The organism is Bradyrhizobium sp. UFLA06-24 (assembly GCF_054967145.1).
Genome location: NZ_JADFUE010000004.1, coordinates 93342 through 109455, shown reverse-complemented (window position 1 = coordinate 109455; position 16114 = coordinate 93342). Strand labels below are relative to the sequence as shown.

The window sequence follows — 16114 nt, the reverse complement described above, 5'->3', positions numbered from 1 at the left end:
AAAACTCAGTCCTGCACTGTCGGCAAGATCAGCGCGGTCCGCGCGGACCAGCACCCGGGCCGCCGCGGCCGCCACGCTCGCCACCGGGGCCAGCGCCGAACACCGGCTTCGGCTTCATCGGCAGCAGGCCTTCGCGCTGCAGCTTCTTGCGGGCCAGCTTGCGCGCGCGGCGCACGGCTTCGGCCTTTTCGCGGGCCTTCTTCTCGGAGGGCTTCTCGTAGTGACCGCGGAGCTTCATCTCGCGGAAAATGCCCTCGCGCTGCATCTTCTTCTTCAGCGCCTTGAGGGCTTGGTCGACATTGTTATCGCGAACGAGAACCTGCACGCGGCATCCTCTTCAGTGGATCGGATTTGAATTCTGGTAAGTCAAAGGGGATGGCAAAACGCGCAAGCCCTTAACCTGAGGGCGCGGATGTATCAGACAAAAGCTGGGATGTCCACCTGCCAAGCGGGGTTTCGGGCCAAGTTCAGCCACTAAATGCGGCGAAAATGCCCCCTTGCGGCCCTGATTTGGGAGAATCGGCGCTAAGAAGGGCCGCAGCGGACCTTGTCCGGAATCTTGCAATCAGGGGAGACGCCTCATGGACATGAAGAAATACGCGGCCGAAGCCATCGGCACGTTCTGGCTCACATTCGCAGGCTGCGGCAGCGCGGTGATTGCGGCCGGCTTTCCGCAGGTCGGGATCGGCCTGGTCGGCGTGTCCCTGGCCTTCGGCTTGAGCGTCGTTACCATGGCCTATGCGATCGGCCATATCTCCGGCTGCCATCTCAATCCGGCCGTCACGGTCGGCCTCGCCGCCGGTGGACGGTTTCCGGCCGGCCAGATCCTGCCTTATGTGATCGCGCAGGTTTGCGGGGCGATCGTCGCTGCCGAACTGCTCTATGTGATTGCCAGCGGCGCCCCCGGTTTCGACATCACCAAGGGCTTTGCCTCCAACGGCTATGACGCGCATTCGCCCGGCCAGTACAGCATGATCGTCTGCTTCGTCACCGAAGTGGTGATGACGATGATGTTCCTGTTCGTCATCATGGGCGCGACCCATGGCCGCGCGCCCGCAGGCTTCGCGCCGCTCGCGATCGGACTTGCTCTGGTGATGATCCATCTCGTCAGCATCCCCGTCACCAACACGTCGGTGAATCCGGCGCGCAGCACCGGCCCTGCGCTGTTCGTCGGCGGCTGGGCGCTGTCGCAGCTCTGGCTGTTCTGGGTCGCGCCTTTGATCGGCGGCGCATTGGGCGGGGTGATTTATCGCTGGCTCAGCGAGGAGCCCGCTGGCGTCGTCGTGGGCGCGAAGACGGCTTAGCGGAGAAGGGGGATCGGAGCTCTTGCTGCGGTCCCCTTACTTGCCCTTCGAGGGGCGGACTTCGGTGACGTGGCCCATCTTGCGGCCGGGACGCGGAGCGCCCTTGCCGTAGATGTGCACGGTCGCGCCCGGCACGCTCAGCCACTTCTCGTAATCGTTGATCTCGTCGCCGATCAGATTGGTCATGGTGACGACCTCGCCGTGGCGCACAGGCTTGCCGAGCGGCCAGCCTGCGATGGCCCGGATGTGCTGCTCGAACTGGGAGACGGACGCGCCGTCGAGCGTCCAGTGGCCGGAATTGTGCACGCGCGGGGCGATCTCGTTGACCAGCACCTTCGATCCGCCGCCATTGGCGAGCACGAACATCTCCACGCCGAGCACGCCGACATAGTCGAGCGCGGTCGCGATCTTGCCCGCGATGCTGCGCGCCTCTTCAGCCAGCGCATCGGGGATCGGCGCCGGCGCACGCGATATCTTCAGAATGTGGTCGCGATGCTCGTTCTCGGTGACGTCGAAACACTCGACTTGGCCTGATGCCGAGCGTGCGGCGATCACGGAGATCTCGCGCTCGAACGGCACGAACGCCTCCAGGATCGCCGATTTGGTGCCGAGGCTGGTCCAGACTTTCGCGATGTCGTCGCCCTCGCGAATGATGGCCTGGCCCTTGCCGTCATAACCGAAGCGGCGGGTCTTCAGCACCGCGGGCAGGCCGATTCTGGCGATCGCCTCGCGCAGCGAGGAAACGGAAGTGACGTCGGCATAGCCTGCAGTACCGATGCCGAGCCGCGTCACGAAATCCTTTTCGGCGAGGCGGTCCTGGGTGGTCTCGAGGATCTTGCGGTTGGGCAGCACCGGGCGGCGCGCGTCCAGCACCATGGCGGCTGCGGCCGGCACGTTCTCGAATTCGTAGGTGATGACGTCGACGTCGTGAGCGAACAGCTCGAGCGCCTCGACGTCGGCATATTCGGCGCAGGTCGCGTTCAGCACGACGTCGAACGCCGGCGAGTCCGGATCGGGTGAGAATACCTGGCAGCGCAGCCCGAGCCGTGCTGCGGCCATGGCCAGCATCCGACCGAGTTGTCCGCCGCCGAGGATCCCGATGGTGTCGCCGGGCTTCAGCTTCACCTGCTTTGCGTCAGTCACGCCTTGTCCTCCGGGCGCTCGGCAACCGCCTCGGTCTGGGCCTTGCGCCAGGCGGCGAGACGGTCCGACAGATCAGGATCGGACAGCGCCAGCACCGATGCCGCGAGCAGCGCCGCGTTGATGGCGCCGGCCTTACCGATCGCGAGGGTGCCGACCGGAATGCCGGCGGGCATCTGAACGATCGAATAGAGCGAATCGATCCCCTTCAGCGTCCTGGACTCGACCGGTACGCCGAACACCGGCAGTTCCGTCAGCGCCGCGGCCATGCCGGGCAGATGCGCAGCCCCTCCGGCGCCGGCGATGATGACCTTGAAGCCGGCAGCCTTGGCGCCCTTGGCGAAGGTAAACAGGCGCTCCGGGGTGCGGTGTGCCGAAACGACGCGGGAATCGGAGGCGACGCCGAGCGCTGCAAGCGTATCGGCAGCGTGCCGCATCGTCTCCCAGTCCGACTGGCTTCCCATGATGATGGCGATCGGCGCGGTCATGACGTCAATTGTGCTCGGAAAACAGAAGGATAGGCCAGATTAAAGGTTCCGGCCGGCGGCTCGCAAGGCGGTGGCAAGGAGAAGGGAATGCACTATCCTGTCTTGGTGAATCCCCGCAAGCCTTCATTGAGCAGGAAGCCCATGAAGAAACCAAAAAGGGCGACCGCCGCGAAGGCCAAAAAGGGCCGGAAAACCAGCGGGAGCCGCACGAAAACTGCACCCAAGCGGGTTGCGGCGCCGCGCCGCGCGGCCGCCGCCAATGACGCGGGCAAGGATGGCAGCAAGGCGGTCATCCGCAGCCTGCGGACCAAGCTGACGAAGGCGCTGCGTCGCGTTGCCGAGCTCGAGGCTGCGGCCGACACTGATTTCCTGCTGGATATACCCAACCGGCGGGGCTTCGAGCGCGAGCTCCAGCGCGCCATCGCCTATATGAAGCGCTACCGCGCCAGCGGCGCGCTGATCGTGCTCGATGTCGACCGGCTGAAGCCGATCAACGATTCCTTCGGTCATGCCGCGGGGGACGAGGTGCTGAAGGCGATCGCCACGACGCTGACGCGGCAGATCCGCGCCTCCGACGTGGTCGGTCGTCTCGGTGGCGATGAGTTTGCCTTGCTGTTGTGGAATCTCAGCGAGACCGATGCCAAGGCGAAGGCCGCCATCTTCGAGCAGGCGATCGACGATTTGTCATTCACCTTTCGCGGCCAGCACGTCACGGCGGGCGCCTCAGCCGGCATCTCGCTGCTTGGTGTGCACTCAGAGGCCGCCCGTGCGCTCGAGGAGGCCGATGCAGCCATGTATGTGCGCAAGGCCCATCGACGGCACGAGCCGCGGATCAGGCTCGTGAGCAGCTGACAGGGTGGCGAGATCTTCCGGCACGTTGCCGAATTTGCGCAGCAGCGTGGCATCGCCGAATTCGCCCGTCATGGGATCGCCGCTGCGGCTGAATGCGACCGCGCCGATATGACCGGTGCCGCGCGCCAACGCCTCGGCGCGCCGCAACGCGGCTGTCGAGCTCTGGCATTCCTCGGCGGCGCCCGCGACAGGCGATCCGTCGGCATCAATCAGGAAGGGCATTGCAACGTAATAGGTCACATCAGACATGGCGTTGCTCCTTTGAAGCTCAGGCGGCGCTGCTGTTGCTCCGCACTTTGCTGCGCGACGTCTCGGGGATGCAGCCGGCCGAAATCGCCGCCTGCAATTCCTCCAGCTCGGCTTCCAGATATTCGTTGGCCATGATCAGCGCCTTGATGGTGCTGCGCAGATTGCCGTCGCACATCGCGATCGCCTGATCGCAGGCCTGTTCATAATGGCTGTTGTCGAGAAGGGCGGGGACTGACATCGGCAGCGTCCTTGCGGGTTGTCTTTGGGCGTTTCCTGGGGGCCGGGGGCAGTATTTATGTTCCTCTTTTGTTCTTTTTGAGTCAAGCGGATTCACGCGCGGCAATTCGCCGGCGAAGCCAACGAGAGCAGGTGCTCGCGGGTCAGGCGATGATGTCGGGCGTGATCTGGTCTTCGATGAAGGCGATGCGGTCGCGCAACAACAGCTTGCGTTTCTTCAGCCGCTGTAACCGCAACAGATCGGGGGCAGGCGATTGATGCAGTGCATCGATCGCCGCGTCGAGATCTCGGTGTTCCTGCTGCAACCGGGTGAGCTCAGCTTCGAGCTCACGCTCGTTTTCATGGGTCATGTCTGCGGTGGCCGAAAACCGATAGCTTGAGATCAAGGCTGTGGATGCCCTGTGGAAATTATCGTCCTTGCGCGGCGTGATCGCAAGCGATCTGCCTCTCCACACACCGCCATCCCGCAAGATATTTCAATGATTCGGAGCCGCGTTGCGCAAGCGCATTGATATCATGGATCTTTCGGCGCGTGGTTCCTTACTCACGCTTCATTACATATGAATTTTCAAAAATGACGGTGCGACGACGGATACCCATCGACAGAACGAATCGGTGATGTACACTTCCTCGTCCGGATCGAATCCAAGGTTCACACCTACCGAGGAGGTTTCGAATGACAATTCAGGCACATCTGGTTGAATTGGAACGGAAGCATAAAACTCTCGAAAACGAATTGCACGAAGCTCTCGTGCACCTTTCAACAGACGACCTGCAAATTGTTGAGTTGAAGCGCCGCAAGTTGCTGGTCAAGGACCAGATAGAGCGACTGAAGCAGTCCGGCGACACGCTTCACTAGTAACCCCCGTAACAGCGTCAAGTTCGATCGTAGCCCTTCAGACAGGGATGAGACGCTTGCGCTCATCCCTGCTGTAAGGTGCACGCCGCGCGACATGAGCTTTTGTTTGGACGCGTTTCCTAACGCGAACCGGTCTCCACCCGATTTGAAACCGATCTAGATCTCGGCGAGCTCCGCGACGTGGTCCGCAATCGCGAGCGACGACGTCAGGCCCGGCGATTCGATGCCGAACAGATTGATCAGGCCTGCAACGCCATGATCGCGCGGACCCTGCATCAGGAAATCCTGTGTCGCCACCGCCGGCGGCACGATCTTCGGGCGGATGCCCGAATAGCTCGGCATCAGTGCGCCGTCGGGCAGTGTCGGCCAGTATTTGCGGATCGCGGGATAGAAGCGTTCGGCGCGTGACGGATCGACCTCATAGTCGATCGTCTCGATCCATTCGACGTCGGGGCCGAAGCGCGCCTGTCCCGCCATATCCAGCGTCAAATGCACCCCCAGCCCCCCGGGCTCGGGCACCGGATAAATCAGGTGGGAGAACGGCGCGCGCGCATTGCAGCTGAAATAGTTGCCCTTGGCGAGATAGGCCGGCGGAATCCGGTCGACAGGCATGCCGTCGATGTGACGCGCCACGTTCGTTGCGGAAAGTCCTGCGGCATTGACGAGCAGGCCGCATTGCAGCGTCATCGGCGCTTCGCCGCCGGCTTCGATCTCGATGATTCCGCCGTCCGCCTTGGCGCGGATCAGCGGCGTGTGGAAGGCAAAGGCTGCACCTGCCTCCTCGGCCTCGCCGCGCAGCGAGAGCATGTAGGCATGGCTGTCGATGATGCCTGTTGACGGCGACAGCAGCGCGGCATCGCAGGCCAGCGCCGGCTCCAGCGCGCGTGCGGCCTCACCCGGGAGCAACTGCATGTCGAGCACGCCATTGGCCTCGGCATGCGCCTTGATCGATTGCAGCTTCTCGGTTTCCTTCGGATTCGTCGCGACGATCAGCTTGCCGCAGTTCTTGTGCGGGATGCCGCGCTCGCCGCAATAGCGGTACAGCGCGTGCTTGCCGCTGACGCACATGCGGGCCATCCAGCTTCCGGCACGGTAATAGATTCCGGCATGGATCACCTCGCTGTTGCGCGAGGAGGTCACGGTGCCGATGGCCTCGGCTTCCTCGAGCACGATCACCTCGCGGCCGGCCTGTGCGAGCCGCCTTGCCACCGCGAGCCCGACCACGCCGGCTCCGACGACGACGCAGTCGACCCTATCCATGGTTGTGCTGGCGCCCTGTTGAAGAGGCTGATGGCGCCGGTTTGCCTTGCAGGCCTGCCGCGCGGCCGTTTTCCGTTAAGGAAGCATTTATCATGTCAGGGCAATTGCCGTAATTCACGTCACATTTTTCTGTTGGGCGTACAGGCGTTTACCCGATCCAAACCCGTGAAGCCAGACAATCCGCAGTTGAAATCGCGGGTGGCTGATGGCTGAGAAGAACTGGCAGGAAGGCAGCATGCTTCCGATTGCTGTGCAGGCCGTCGTGTGCCTGACCAGCGCGGTCGCGCCTTCGCGTGCCTATGCGGAGAGCCTCCCGGCGCCGAGCCGGCTCGGCGATCTCGATCCCAATCTGATCTGGGAAGTCCTGATTGGGGGCATCGTCGTCTGCGCGTTCCTGGTCGCCATCGCGCTGTGGATCCATTCCGCGCTGCGCCGGAACAGGCGTGCGCAGCTGCGCCGCAACGCCTTCATCTCTTCCGCCATGAACAACCTCAATCAGGGCGTAGTGATGACGGATGCGCAGCGTCGCATCATCTTCTGCAACGACCGCTATCTCGAGATCTACGGCTTGGCGCGCTCGGATCTCCGGGCCGGGATGACCGGCTACGACATACTTGAGCTCAGGCGAAAGCGCGGGGTCCTTGGCGTCTCCGACGACGACTTCTACGAGAAGGCGTCAAGTCCCAACGGCCTGATCACCGAATTGCCCGACGGTCGCGCCATTCTGGTCAAATATTTCATTCTGCCCAACGGCGGCTCGGTGGCGACCCATCTTGACGTTAGCGAGCAGCGCAAGCTGTCGCGGCAGCTTGCCGCGACCAAGCAATTCCTGGAATCGGTGCTGGACCACGTGCCCGCCTGCGTCGCCGCCAAGAACATCGAGGACGGCTGCTATATCTTCGCGAACAGCGCCTATGAGCGGTTCTGGGGATTGTCGCCTGACTTCGCGGTCGGCAGGAAAGCGCGGGAGCTGTTTGCGCCCGGCTCGGCGGCCAGCATCGAGGCGGCCGACCGGGCGGCGCTCGATTCGCCCGATGGCCAGTACCGCAACGAGTTCGAGGTCGATCGTGCCGGTGCGCGACGCATGGTTGCCTCGATCCGCATCGTGGTTCGCAACGAGAGCAACAAGCCGGAATTCCTGCTGGTGGTGTTCGAGGACATTACCGATCGGCAATCGCTGTCCAAGGAGCTGGAGAGCACCAAGAAGTTCCTCGAGCTCGTGGTGGACAACATTCCGGTCGCGCTGATCGTGGAGCAGGTCAAGGATGGCCGCTACCTGCTCGCCAATCGCAGCGCCGAGACGATCCTCAACCGCAGGCGCGAGGAAGCCACCGGCCTGACCGCCTCCGATATCTTCAATGCCAAGGAAGCCAAGCTGATCATCGCGCGCGACGAGGCCGCGATCAAGAAGCGCGGGATGATCACCGAGGAGCATCCGATCTCCACCAAGGACGGCTTGCGCCTGTTCCTGACCCGCCGTGCCACGGTGCTCAACGACGCCGGCGAGCCGCAATATCTGATCAAGACCCACGAGGACGTCACCAACCGCCGGCAGACCGAGTCGCGCATGGCGCATATGGCCTATCACGACGGCCTGACCGACCTGCCGAACCGCGCCGCCTTCCTCCAGGCGCTGAACCAGATGATCGAGGCCTGCGAGGGCACCGACGAGGAGTTCGCGGTGCTTTGCGTCGATCTCGACGGCCTCAAGGAGGTCAACGACGTGTTCGGCCACGCGCTTGGCGACAAGCTGCTGGTCGAGGTGGCGCAGCGGCTCCAGGATGCCGCACGCGGCGGCCTGGTGGCGCGCCTGTCCGGCGACGAATTCGGCCTGATCATCGACGGCAAGCAGCCCGATGCAGGCCTTGCGCTGGCGCAGCAGCTCGGCGAGGTGCTGGCGCCGGAGTTCCACATCGATGGCCGCGCGGTTCGTGCCGGCATCACCACGGGCATGTCGATCTTCCCGCACAATGGCCCCGATGGCGCCGCGCTGCTCGCCAATGCCGGCGCGGCCCTGTTCCGCGCCAAGCAGAAATCGCGCGGCACGATCAGCCTCTACCAGCCCGAGATGGACCAGCAGATCCGCGACCGCCGCGTGCTGCACCAGGACCTCTCGATGGCAATCAAGAACGGCGAGCTGTCGCTGGCCTTCCAGCCGCAGGGCATCGCGCGCAACAGCGTCGCCGAGAGCGAGATCATCGGCTTCGAGGCGCTGGCGCGCTGGCAGCACCCGGTGCGCGGCCAGGTCTCGCCCGCCGACTTCATCCCCATCGCCGAGGAAAGCGGGCTGATCGTCGAGATGGGCGAATGGATCCTGCGCGAGGCCTGCCGCGAGGCGGCGTCGTGGCCGAAGCCGCTCCAGGTCGCGGTCAATTTGTCGCCGGCGCAGTTCATGCACGGCGACGTGGTCGGGCTTGTTCATTCGATCCTGATCGAGACGGGCCTTGCGCCCGGCCGGCTCGAGCTCGAAATCACCGAGGGCGTGCTGATCGAGGATTTCGATCGCGGCCTGGCGCTGCTGCGTCGGCTGAAGGCGCTCGGGGTGCGGATCTCGATGGACGATTTCGGCAGCGGCTATTCATCGTTGAGCTATCTGCAGGCGTTCCCGTTCGACAAGATCAAGATCGACCGCGCCTTCATCGTCAATCTGGGCCGTAACCCGCAATCGGCCGCGATCGTCCGCGCCGTGATCGATCTCGGCCACGGCCTCGAAATGTCGATCATTGCCGAGGGCGTCGAGACGATTGACCAGCTCGCCTTCCTCGCTCGCGAAGGCTGCGACGGCGTGCAGGGCTATCTGCTCGGCAAGCCCTTGCCGATCGGACAATATGCCGGCCTCATCGGCCGCGTCGAGACCATGGAGCTTGCGCTCAAGACCGGCTAGAGCGTTTTCGAGCGAAGTGGCTACCGGTTCGCGTGAAGAAAACGCGTCAAGACAAGAATCTAGAGCCCCGTTCCGATTCCATCGGAACGGGAAAGGCTCTAGTGAGGAGAGACTTGGCTCGCTCCCTCTCGACGGTTTCATGGCGGATTACGACCTCGCGATCATCGGTGGCGGCCTCAATGGCGTCGGCCTCGCGCGTGATGCGGCCGGCCGCGGCCTGCGGGTCATCCTGATCGAACAGGGCGATCTCGGCGGAGCAGCCTCGTCGGCGACGCCGCGGCTGATCCATGGCGATTTGTCGGTGCTGGAGCGTCGCGGCTTCCGGCGGGTGCGCCGAGCCCTTGCCGAACGCCGAACCTGGCTGCGGATCGCGCCGCATCTGGTGCGGCCGATGAGTTTTGTGATCCCGGCGCATGCCGATGAGCGTCCGCCATGGCTGTTGCGGGCTGGATTGTATGTCTATGACGCGCTGGCGAACCGCGGCGGCCTGCTGCAATCGACCACGCTCGACATCACGCATCATCCGGTCGGCAACGCGCTGAAGCGTCCGTTCGGTATCGCATTTGGATACTCTGATTGTATTGTCGACGATTCGCGCCTCGTCGTGCTCACGGCGCTGGATGCCGCCGAGCATGGCGCCACGATCCGAACCGGGGCGCGCTGCGCCCGCGCCGACAGGACCGACATCTGGCGGCTCGCGCTGGTCGATCGCGGCCATCGCCGGGTGATCACGGCACGTGCGCTGGCCAATGCCACCGGGGGCTGGACATCGTTAGTCGCTGAGACGGTGCTGCGACAGCCGCTGCCGGCAATGGCAGCCGTACAGATGAGCCAGATCGTCGTGCCCAGGCTGTTCGAATCCGACAACGTCTATGTGTTCCAGAACAATGACGGTCGGCTGATTTTTGCCAGCCCGTTCGAACGCGGCTTCACGCTGGTCGGCACGGTCACGCACGACTTCACCGGCGATCCCGCTGTTGTCGCGATGCCGGGCGCCGATGTCAGCTATCTCTGCGAGGCCGTGAGCCGTTACTTCCGCGAGCGCGTCGCCCCGACCGACGTGGTGCGCACGGTCTCCGGCGTCAATTTGACGCTCGCAGCCGCACGGCGAAGAGACGTCACCACGCTGTTCCACGCGCGCCGGCGCAAGGCGCCGCTGCTCACGATGTTCGGTGGCGACGTCACGACCTCGCGGCTGCGCGCCGAGCGGGCGGTGACACGGCTGACGCCGTTCTATCCGATGTTGCGGCCCTGGACTTCAGACGCAGCATTGCCGGGCGGCGATTTCGCCTGGGATCGTTTCGAAACCGAAGTCGATCTGGCGCGCCACCGCTGGCGGTTTCTTTCCGAGCCGCAAGCGCGCCGCCTGCTCGCGGCCTACGGCACGCGGCTGCCTGATGTGCTGGGCGAGGCGAAGACACGCGAAGAGCTCGGCCCGGCCTTCGGTCCTGAACTGACCGGCGCCGAGGTACGCTATCTGATGGCCCGTGAATGGGCGCGCTTTCCCGACGACATCCTGTGGCGCCGTTCCAAGCTCGGCCTGACCATGCCTGCCGCGGATCGGGACGCACTAGCGGCCTTCATGGCGGACTTGGCTCGAACCAGTTGAGCAAAGCACGTTCCGCGGCTAGCGTGCGGCGGCATTGGGGTTGGCTGGGACGATGACTGACGAATTGCCTGGAACGGATACCGCGGCCGCTGCGGCAGGAGATGTGTCTCCGTCCATTGGCCAGCCGCTGTTGCGCATCGAGGGCGTGGTGAAGACGTTCGGAACGTTCCGTGCCGTCGACGGCGTATCGCTCGACATCAAGGCCGGCGAATTCTTTGCGCTGCTCGGGCCAAGCGGCTGCGGCAAGACCACGCTGCTGCGCATGCTCGCGGGGTTTGAGGCCCCGGACGAAGGGCGCATCCTGCTCGGCGGCAAGGACATTGCGCAGGCGCTGCCGCACGAGCGCCCCATCAACATGATGTTCCAGAACTACGCGTTGTTTCCGCATCTGTCGGTGCGCGACAACATCGCCTTCGGCCTCAAGCGCGCCGGCATGTCGCGCGCCGACATCGCCCCCCGTGTTGCGGAGATGGTCGCGCTGGTGAAGCTCGAGGGGCTGGAGAAGCGCAAGCCCGACCAGCTCTCCGGCGGCCAGCGGCAGCGCGTCGCGCTGGCCCGCGCGCTGGCCCGCCGGCCGCAATTGCTGCTGCTCGACGAGCCGCTCGCAGCGCTCGACAAGAAACTGCGCGAGAACACGCAAGGCGAGTTGATGGAGCTCCAGCGGCGACTCGGCATGACCTTCATCATCGTCACCCACGACCAGGAGGAGGCGATGACGATGGCCAGCCGGATCGGCGTGATGAAGTCAGGCAAGCTTGTGCAGGTCGCGTCTCCGCGTGAGCTCTACGAGGCACCCCGCTCGCGCTGGGTCGCGGAGTTCGTCGGTGACATCAATCTGTTCGACGCCGAGTCCAAATTGCGCGATGGCCATCGCCTGGTCGTCGGCACGCGTGATGCGGGGACGCTGGTGGTGGCCGAGCCGCGCCAGCCGCTCGGTGACGTCAAGTTCTCGGTCGCGATCCGCCCCGAAAAGGTCAAGCTGTCGCGTCGTGGTCCGGTGAGCGAGGCCGGTCGTGGGACCGCTATCAACGTGCTGGACGGCGTGATCGCCGACATCTGCTATCTCGGCGGCACCACCACCTACAAGGTCAGGCTCGATGCCGGCGGGGTGATGCAGGCGTCCGTCGCCAACAGCGCCCGCCTCGATGTGGATGCCTACAGCCTGAACCAGCATGTCGTCGCCTGGTTCACGCCCGACGACTGCGTGGTGCTGCCGTCATGAGCGCGCGCCGGATTTTCGCGCGGCCGGCGCGCTTTGCCGCGATCGCGCCTTATGTCTGGATGGTGCTGTTCTTCCTGGTGCCGTTCGGCTTCGTGCTGAAGATCAGCCTGTCGCAGACGGTGATCGCGCAGCCGCCTTACGAGCCGGTGTTCGATCTGACGGCTGGGTGGACCGCAATCCAGGCGGCTTTTGCCGCGCTCTCGATCGACAATTTTCGGCTGCTCGCCTCCGACGACCTCTATGTGTTCGCCTACCTCCGTAGTCTGACCGTTGCCCTCACGGCGACCGGCTTGTTGCTTCTTATCGGCTATCCCATCGCTTACGGCATGGCGCGATTGCCGAAGCGCTGGCAGGCGGTGGCGATGGTGCTGGTGATCGTGCCGTTCTGGACCTCGTTCCTGATCCGCATCTATGCCTGGATCAACATCCTCCAGCATGATGGCCTGCTCAACCAGATCCTGCTGGCGCTGCACCTGGTCAGCCAGCCCGTGGTGTGGTTGTCCACTGACACGGCGATGTATATCGGCATCGTCTATTCCTATCTGCCGTTCATGATCCTGCCGCTCTATGCCACGCTCGCCAGGATGGAGCCGGCGCTGGAAGAGGCCGCCAGCGATCTCGGCGCGCCGCCGTGGCAGGTGTTCTGGCTGGTGACCTTCCCGCTGTCGCTGCCCGGCGTCGGCGCCGGTGTGCTGCTCTGCTTCATCCCGATCGTCGGCGAGTTCGTGATTCCGGATCTCCTCGCCGGCTCCAATTCGCTGATGATCGGCCAGACGCTGTGGCTTGAATTCTTCACCAACAAGGACTGGCCGGTGGCTTCAGCTGCGGCGATCCTGCTGCTCGTGGTGCTGCTGTTGCCGCTTCTCTTCTACGAGCGGCTGCAGCGCCGGCAGCTGGAGGAGCGCTGAGATGCCCAAGGTCTCCCGCCTGTCTCGCTTCAACATCGCTTCGCTCGCGCTGGGCCTCGCCTTCCTGTATCTGCCGATCCTCATTCTCGTGATCTATTCCTTCAACGCCTCGCGGCTGGTGACGGTGTGGGGCGGCTGGTCGCTGCGCTGGTATCACGAGTTCTTCGCCGACCGGGCCATGATCGAGGCGTCCTGGATGAGCCTGCGGGTCGCGGTCTCATCCGCAACGATCGCCACGCTGCTCGGCACGCTGGCCGCCGTGGCGCTCTCGCGCGGCGAGCGCTTTCGCGGCCGCACGCTGTTCTCCGGCATGCTCTATGCGCCGCTGGTGATGCCGGAGGTGATCACGGGACTGTCGCTGCTCCTGTTGTTCGTGGCGCTGAACGCCGAGCGCGGCTTCTGGACGGTGACGATCGCCCACACCACGCTGACGATGTGTTTCGTCGCCGTGGTCGTGCAGTCGCGTCTCGGCTCGCTCGACCGCTCGCTGGAGGAGGCGGCGATGGATCTCGGCTGTGCTCCGGTTCGCGCCTTCCTGTTGGTGACGTTGCCGCTGATCGCACCCGCTATCGTCGCCGGCTGGATGCTGGCTTTCACGCTCTCCCTCGACGATCTCGTGATCGCGAGCTTTACGACCGGCCCCGGCTCGGCAACCCTGCCGATCCGGATCTATTCCGAGGTGCGGCTGGGCGTGAAACCCGAGATCAATGCGATCTGCACGCTGGTGATCGCGCTGATCGCGGTGGTCATCGTCATCGCCTCGCTTGCTTCAAAACTGTCGAGTTCGCAGGGCGAGAGTGCAGCGCCTCTTTAGGGAGAAGCGGTCATGACGTTCTTTTATCAGATAATCGCCCATACGCCGCCATGGGTCTGGATCCTGCTCGCTTATCTGGTTTGGCAGGGCATCAAGTCGATGCAGCCGCGCAAGGCGCCGATCTGGCGCGCGCTGATCGTCCCGGTCGTGTTCATCGTCTGGGGCGTCTCGCGGATTGGCTTTGGGCACCAGGATAACCAGTGGCCGCTCGTCGCATGGATCGTGGCGGCGCTGGCGCTCCTGCCTTTGGGCGTGCTGACGCCGCGCCCGTTCGATGTCGATCACAAGACCGGGGAAATCATCCGGCCGCGCAGCGCGTTCGGGCTGATCCGCAATCTCGTCGTGTTTTTTCTACAATATACGGTGAGCGTGATCTCGGCGATCGACGCCGGCGACCGCGCCGTGGCCATCATTGTCGGCCGCGCCATCTCGGGCGCGACCGCCGGCTATTTCTTCGGCTCGATGATCGCGCTGTTGATTGCTTATCGCAGGAAGCGCGCGGCCGATGTCTAGGACTTCACCGCACCGGCCGTGAGCCCGCCCACCATGTAGCGGCGGAAGGCGTAGTAGACCGCGGCCGGCGGCAGCGCGTAGATGAAGCCGGTGGTCATCAACAGCTCCCACGGCGAATCGTCGGCGGCGAGGAAGTTGCCGAGCGCGACGGGAAGCGTGATGTCCTGGTCGTTCGAGAGCAGCAGGAACGCGTAGAGATATTCGTTCCAGGCGAGCAGCACCGCATAAGTGCCGATCGCGACCAGCGACGGCATCATCAGTGGCAGATAGACCAGGCGGAAGATCTGCAGCGTCGTGGCGCCGTCCATCACCGCGGCTTCGTCGAGCTCGACCGGCAGCTTGTCCGAGGCCTGCTTCAGCACCCAGATCGCGTAAGGCGAGGCGATCGTCACCATGGCGAGGATCAGCGACCAGCGATTGTTGAGCAGGCCGTAATTGCCCATGGTGCGGTACATCGGCACGGCGAGGAACGCGGCGGGGATGAAATAGGTGAACAGCGCGAGGTTCAACACCATGCGTCCGCCCGGCACCTTCAGCCGCGAGATCGAGAACGCCGCGGCAGTTGCGACGACCAGTGTCAGCGCGCCGACGGCAGCCGCAATCACCACCGAATTCCAGAACTGGACGTAGAAGTCGCGCAGGAAATAGTGCTGCTGCTTGAACACGATCTCGAAGTTGTGCAGCGTCGGGTGGTCCGGCCACAGCTTGCCCGAGAACGCGTCTTCCTTCGGGGAGATGGCGAACAGGAACATGTGGTAGATCGGAATCATCGTCCACAGGAAGACGGGAATGCCGATCAGCAGCAGCCGCGCTTCGGTGGCGACGTCACGCCAGGAGAATTCGCTTACGCCGGGGAGCTTCATCGCGACAACCGTTTCATCATGAAGTACACGAGCGGCAGGACGAACGGCATCGCGCAGACGATGGAAGCCATCGCTAGCGAGAGCTGGTCGAGCCGGAGATAGCGGATGCCGAGTGTCGACAGCACATGCGTGAGGTCGGCCGGCCCACCGCCGGTGAGAAGGTAGACGCTGTTGAAGTCGCCCAGCGTCCAGATCATCGAGAGCAGCGTGCAGGTCACGTAGAGCGTCTGCATCGACGGCCAGGTGATGAAGCGGAATTTCTGCCACCAGCTGGCGCCGTCGACCTCGGCGGCCTCGAACAGATCGTGCGAGATCGCAAGGCGGCCGGTGATCAGGATCAGCGTCCAGAACGGCAGCGACTTCCAGATGTGCACGGCGATCGCCATGGTCAGCGCCACGGTCGGGTCGTTCAGCCAGTTCGGGCCGTCGTCACCGGTGAAGGCGAAGATGTAGTGATTGATTATGCCCCATTCGGGATTGAGCATGAACCGCACCGACAGGATGGTCGGGATCGACGGCACCGCCCAGGGCAGGATGAAGATCACCGACAGCCATTTGATCCAGGTGCGCTGCTGGGCGAAGAAGCCGGACAGGAACAGCGCGATCAGCATCTTGATGTTGATGCCGATCACCAGGAAGATCAGCGTGTTGACCGCGGCGCGCGCGAAGATCGGGTCGTTGTAGAGCGCGACATAGTTCGATGGGGCTCGCGCCAGCCAAAGCCCGTAGCAGACGGGGTAGACGACGAAGGCGAGGAAGACGAGGAAATAGGGCGTGAGCAGCACGATGCCCCAGACCTGCGCCGGGCTCAGCCGCGACGACAAGGGTGGGGCGATCGCCTGATCGCCAGAGAGCGTGATCGCCATTCTTTTCGGACTCTTCAAAGAGAAGCCGGCCGCGAAACGCGGCCGG

The 16114-nt window shown here is 64.1% G+C and carries 17 protein-coding genes and 1 pseudogene; 9 read left to right on the top strand and 9 right to left on the bottom strand.

Annotated elements, in window-relative coordinates; all coding sequences use genetic code 11:
• Positions 1–28 precede the first annotated feature (28 nt).
• Positions 29–325, bottom strand: a complete 297-nt coding sequence (gene rpsU, locus IF809_RS05705) for a 30S ribosomal protein S21 (RefSeq protein WP_027545547.1) — start codon at positions 323–325, stop codon at positions 29–31.
• A gap of 256 nt (positions 326–581) precedes the next feature.
• Here rpsU and aqpZ point away from each other — a divergent pair, with 256 nt between their 5' ends.
• Positions 582–1304: an aquaporin Z gene (gene aqpZ / locus IF809_RS05700; RefSeq protein ID WP_453982047.1), complete on the top strand. Its 723-nt coding sequence runs from the start codon at positions 582–584 to the stop codon at positions 1302–1304.
• 36 nt (positions 1305–1340) lie between these two features.
• Here the strand turns inward: aqpZ and IF809_RS05695 are convergent, their stop codons facing one another.
• Positions 1341–2447, bottom strand: a complete 1107-nt coding sequence (locus IF809_RS05695; protein ID WP_453995321.1) for a 5-(carboxyamino)imidazole ribonucleotide synthase — start codon at positions 2445–2447, stop codon at positions 1341–1343.
• Positions 2444–2932, bottom strand: coding sequence for a 5-(carboxyamino)imidazole ribonucleotide mutase (gene purE / locus IF809_RS05690; RefSeq protein ID WP_128964246.1), 489 nt, complete (start codon positions 2930–2932; stop codon positions 2444–2446). The genes IF809_RS05695 and purE overlap by 4 nt, the downstream gene beginning before the upstream one ends.
• A gap of 141 nt (positions 2933–3073) precedes the next feature.
• Between purE and IF809_RS05685 the strand changes: the two genes are divergently transcribed.
• Positions 3074–3784: a GGDEF domain-containing protein gene (locus tag IF809_RS05685; RefSeq protein WP_462837057.1), complete on the top strand. Its 711-nt coding sequence runs from the start codon at positions 3074–3076 to the stop codon at positions 3782–3784.
• On the opposite strand, the pseudogene IF809_RS05680 reads toward IF809_RS05685, so the two are convergent.
• The 3 genes and pseudogenes from IF809_RS05680 to IF809_RS05670 all read right to left on the bottom strand — a co-directional run.
• Positions 3785–4033 (bottom strand): annotated as a pseudogene (locus IF809_RS05680) (hypothetical protein); the annotation flags it as partial.
• 19 nt (positions 4034–4052) lie between these two features.
• Positions 4053–4271: a hypothetical protein gene (locus tag IF809_RS05675; protein WP_128964248.1), complete on the bottom strand. Its 219-nt coding sequence runs from the start codon at positions 4269–4271 to the stop codon at positions 4053–4055.
• 142 nt (positions 4272–4413) lie between these two features.
• Positions 4414–4620: a YdcH family protein gene (locus IF809_RS05670; protein ID WP_128969171.1), complete on the bottom strand. Its 207-nt coding sequence runs from the start codon at positions 4618–4620 to the stop codon at positions 4414–4416.
• 326 nt (positions 4621–4946) lie between these two features.
• On the opposite strand from IF809_RS05670, the gene IF809_RS05665 reads away from it, so the two are divergent.
• Positions 4947–5129, top strand: coding sequence for a YdcH family protein (locus IF809_RS05665; RefSeq protein ID WP_092302764.1), 183 nt, complete (start codon positions 4947–4949; stop codon positions 5127–5129).
• 156 nt (positions 5130–5285) lie between these two features.
• On the opposite strand, the gene IF809_RS05660 is transcribed toward IF809_RS05665, so the two are convergent.
• Positions 5286–6389: an NAD(P)/FAD-dependent oxidoreductase gene (locus IF809_RS05660; RefSeq protein WP_462837056.1), complete on the bottom strand. Its 1104-nt coding sequence runs from the start codon at positions 6387–6389 to the stop codon at positions 5286–5288.
• Positions 6390–6594: 205 nt separating this feature from the next.
• Between IF809_RS05660 and IF809_RS05655 the strand changes: the two genes are divergently transcribed.
• From IF809_RS05655 to IF809_RS05630, 6 genes are all read left to right on the top strand, one after another.
• On the top strand, positions 6595–9273 hold the full coding sequence (locus IF809_RS05655; RefSeq protein ID WP_462837055.1) for a sensor domain-containing protein: 2679 nt from the start codon (positions 6595–6597) through the stop codon (positions 9271–9273).
• A 139-nt stretch (positions 9274–9412) separates the two neighbouring features.
• Positions 9413–10882, top strand: coding sequence for a glycerol-3-phosphate dehydrogenase (locus tag IF809_RS05650; RefSeq protein ID WP_462837054.1), 1470 nt, complete (start codon positions 9413–9415; stop codon positions 10880–10882).
• A 52-nt stretch (positions 10883–10934) separates the two neighbouring features.
• A complete protein-coding gene (locus IF809_RS05645) occupies positions 10935–12104 on the top strand; it encodes an ABC transporter ATP-binding protein (RefSeq protein WP_462837053.1) in 1170 nt (389 codons plus the stop codon).
• Complete coding sequence (locus IF809_RS05640; RefSeq protein WP_462837052.1) at positions 12101–13012, top strand: ABC transporter permease; 912 nt, start codon at positions 12101–12103, stop codon at positions 13010–13012. Before IF809_RS05645 ends, IF809_RS05640 begins: the two co-directional genes overlap by 4 nt.
• 1 nt (position 13013) lies before the next feature.
• On the top strand, positions 13014–13826 hold the full coding sequence (locus IF809_RS05635; protein ID WP_462837051.1) for an ABC transporter permease: 813 nt from the start codon (positions 13014–13016) through the stop codon (positions 13824–13826).
• 12 nt (positions 13827–13838) lie between these two features.
• Positions 13839–14339 carry a DUF6622 family protein gene (locus IF809_RS05630; protein WP_462837050.1) on the top strand — a complete coding sequence of 167 codons (501 nt, stop codon included), beginning with the start codon at positions 13839–13841 and terminating at the stop codon, positions 14337–14339.
• Here the strand turns inward: IF809_RS05630 and IF809_RS05625 are convergent.
• Entirely contained in the window at positions 14336–15202 is an 867-nt protein-coding gene (locus IF809_RS05625) for a carbohydrate ABC transporter permease (RefSeq protein ID WP_128964255.1), read from the bottom strand. The two genes, IF809_RS05630 and IF809_RS05625, sit on opposite strands and share 4 nt — an antisense overlap.
• Positions 15199–16068: a carbohydrate ABC transporter permease gene (locus tag IF809_RS05620; RefSeq protein WP_128964256.1), complete on the bottom strand. Its 870-nt coding sequence runs from the start codon at positions 16066–16068 to the stop codon at positions 15199–15201. The genes IF809_RS05625 and IF809_RS05620 overlap by 4 nt, the downstream gene beginning before the upstream one ends.
• Positions 16069–16114 lie beyond the last annotated feature (46 nt).

Excerpts from the sequence above, each read along its gene's own strand:
- IF809_RS05645 (WP_462837053.1), top strand. The coding sequence starts at position 10,935 with ATGACTGACGAATTGCCTGGAACGGATACCGCGGCCGCTGCGGCAGGA.
- IF809_RS05670 (WP_128969171.1), bottom strand. The coding sequence starts at position 4,620 with ATGACCCATGAAAACGAGCGTGAGCTCGAAGCTGAGCTCACCCGGTTG.
- IF809_RS05630 (WP_462837050.1), top strand. The coding sequence starts at position 13,839 with ATGACGTTCTTTTATCAGATAATCGCCCATACGCCGCCATGGGTCTGG.
- IF809_RS05675 (WP_128964248.1), bottom strand. The coding sequence starts at position 4,271 with ATGTCAGTCCCCGCCCTTCTCGACAACAGCCATTATGAACAGGCCTGC.
- IF809_RS05655 (WP_462837055.1), top strand. The coding sequence starts at position 6,595 with ATGGCTGAGAAGAACTGGCAGGAAGGCAGCATGCTTCCGATTGCTGTG.
- IF809_RS05625 (WP_128964255.1), bottom strand. The coding sequence starts at position 15,202 with ATGAAGCTCCCCGGCGTAAGCGAATTCTCCTGGCGTGACGTCGCCACC.
- IF809_RS05685 (WP_462837057.1), top strand. The coding sequence starts at position 3,074 with ATGAAGAAACCAAAAAGGGCGACCGCCGCGAAGGCCAAAAAGGGCCGG.
- purE (WP_128964246.1), bottom strand. The coding sequence starts at position 2,932 with ATGACCGCGCCGATCGCCATCATCATGGGAAGCCAGTCGGACTGGGAG.
- IF809_RS05640 (WP_462837052.1), top strand. The coding sequence starts at position 12,101 with ATGAGCGCGCGCCGGATTTTCGCGCGGCCGGCGCGCTTTGCCGCGATC.
- IF809_RS05620 (WP_128964256.1), bottom strand. The coding sequence starts at position 16,068 with ATGGCGATCACGCTCTCTGGCGATCAGGCGATCGCCCCACCCTTGTCG.
- IF809_RS05635 (WP_462837051.1), top strand. The coding sequence starts at position 13,014 with ATGCCCAAGGTCTCCCGCCTGTCTCGCTTCAACATCGCTTCGCTCGCG.
- IF809_RS05650 (WP_462837054.1), top strand. The coding sequence starts at position 9,413 with ATGGCGGATTACGACCTCGCGATCATCGGTGGCGGCCTCAATGGCGTC.
- IF809_RS05660 (WP_462837056.1), bottom strand. The coding sequence starts at position 6,389 with ATGGATAGGGTCGACTGCGTCGTCGTCGGAGCCGGCGTGGTCGGGCTC.
- aqpZ (WP_453982047.1), top strand. The coding sequence starts at position 582 with ATGGACATGAAGAAATACGCGGCCGAAGCCATCGGCACGTTCTGGCTC.
- IF809_RS05665 (WP_092302764.1), top strand. The coding sequence starts at position 4,947 with ATGACAATTCAGGCACATCTGGTTGAATTGGAACGGAAGCATAAAACT.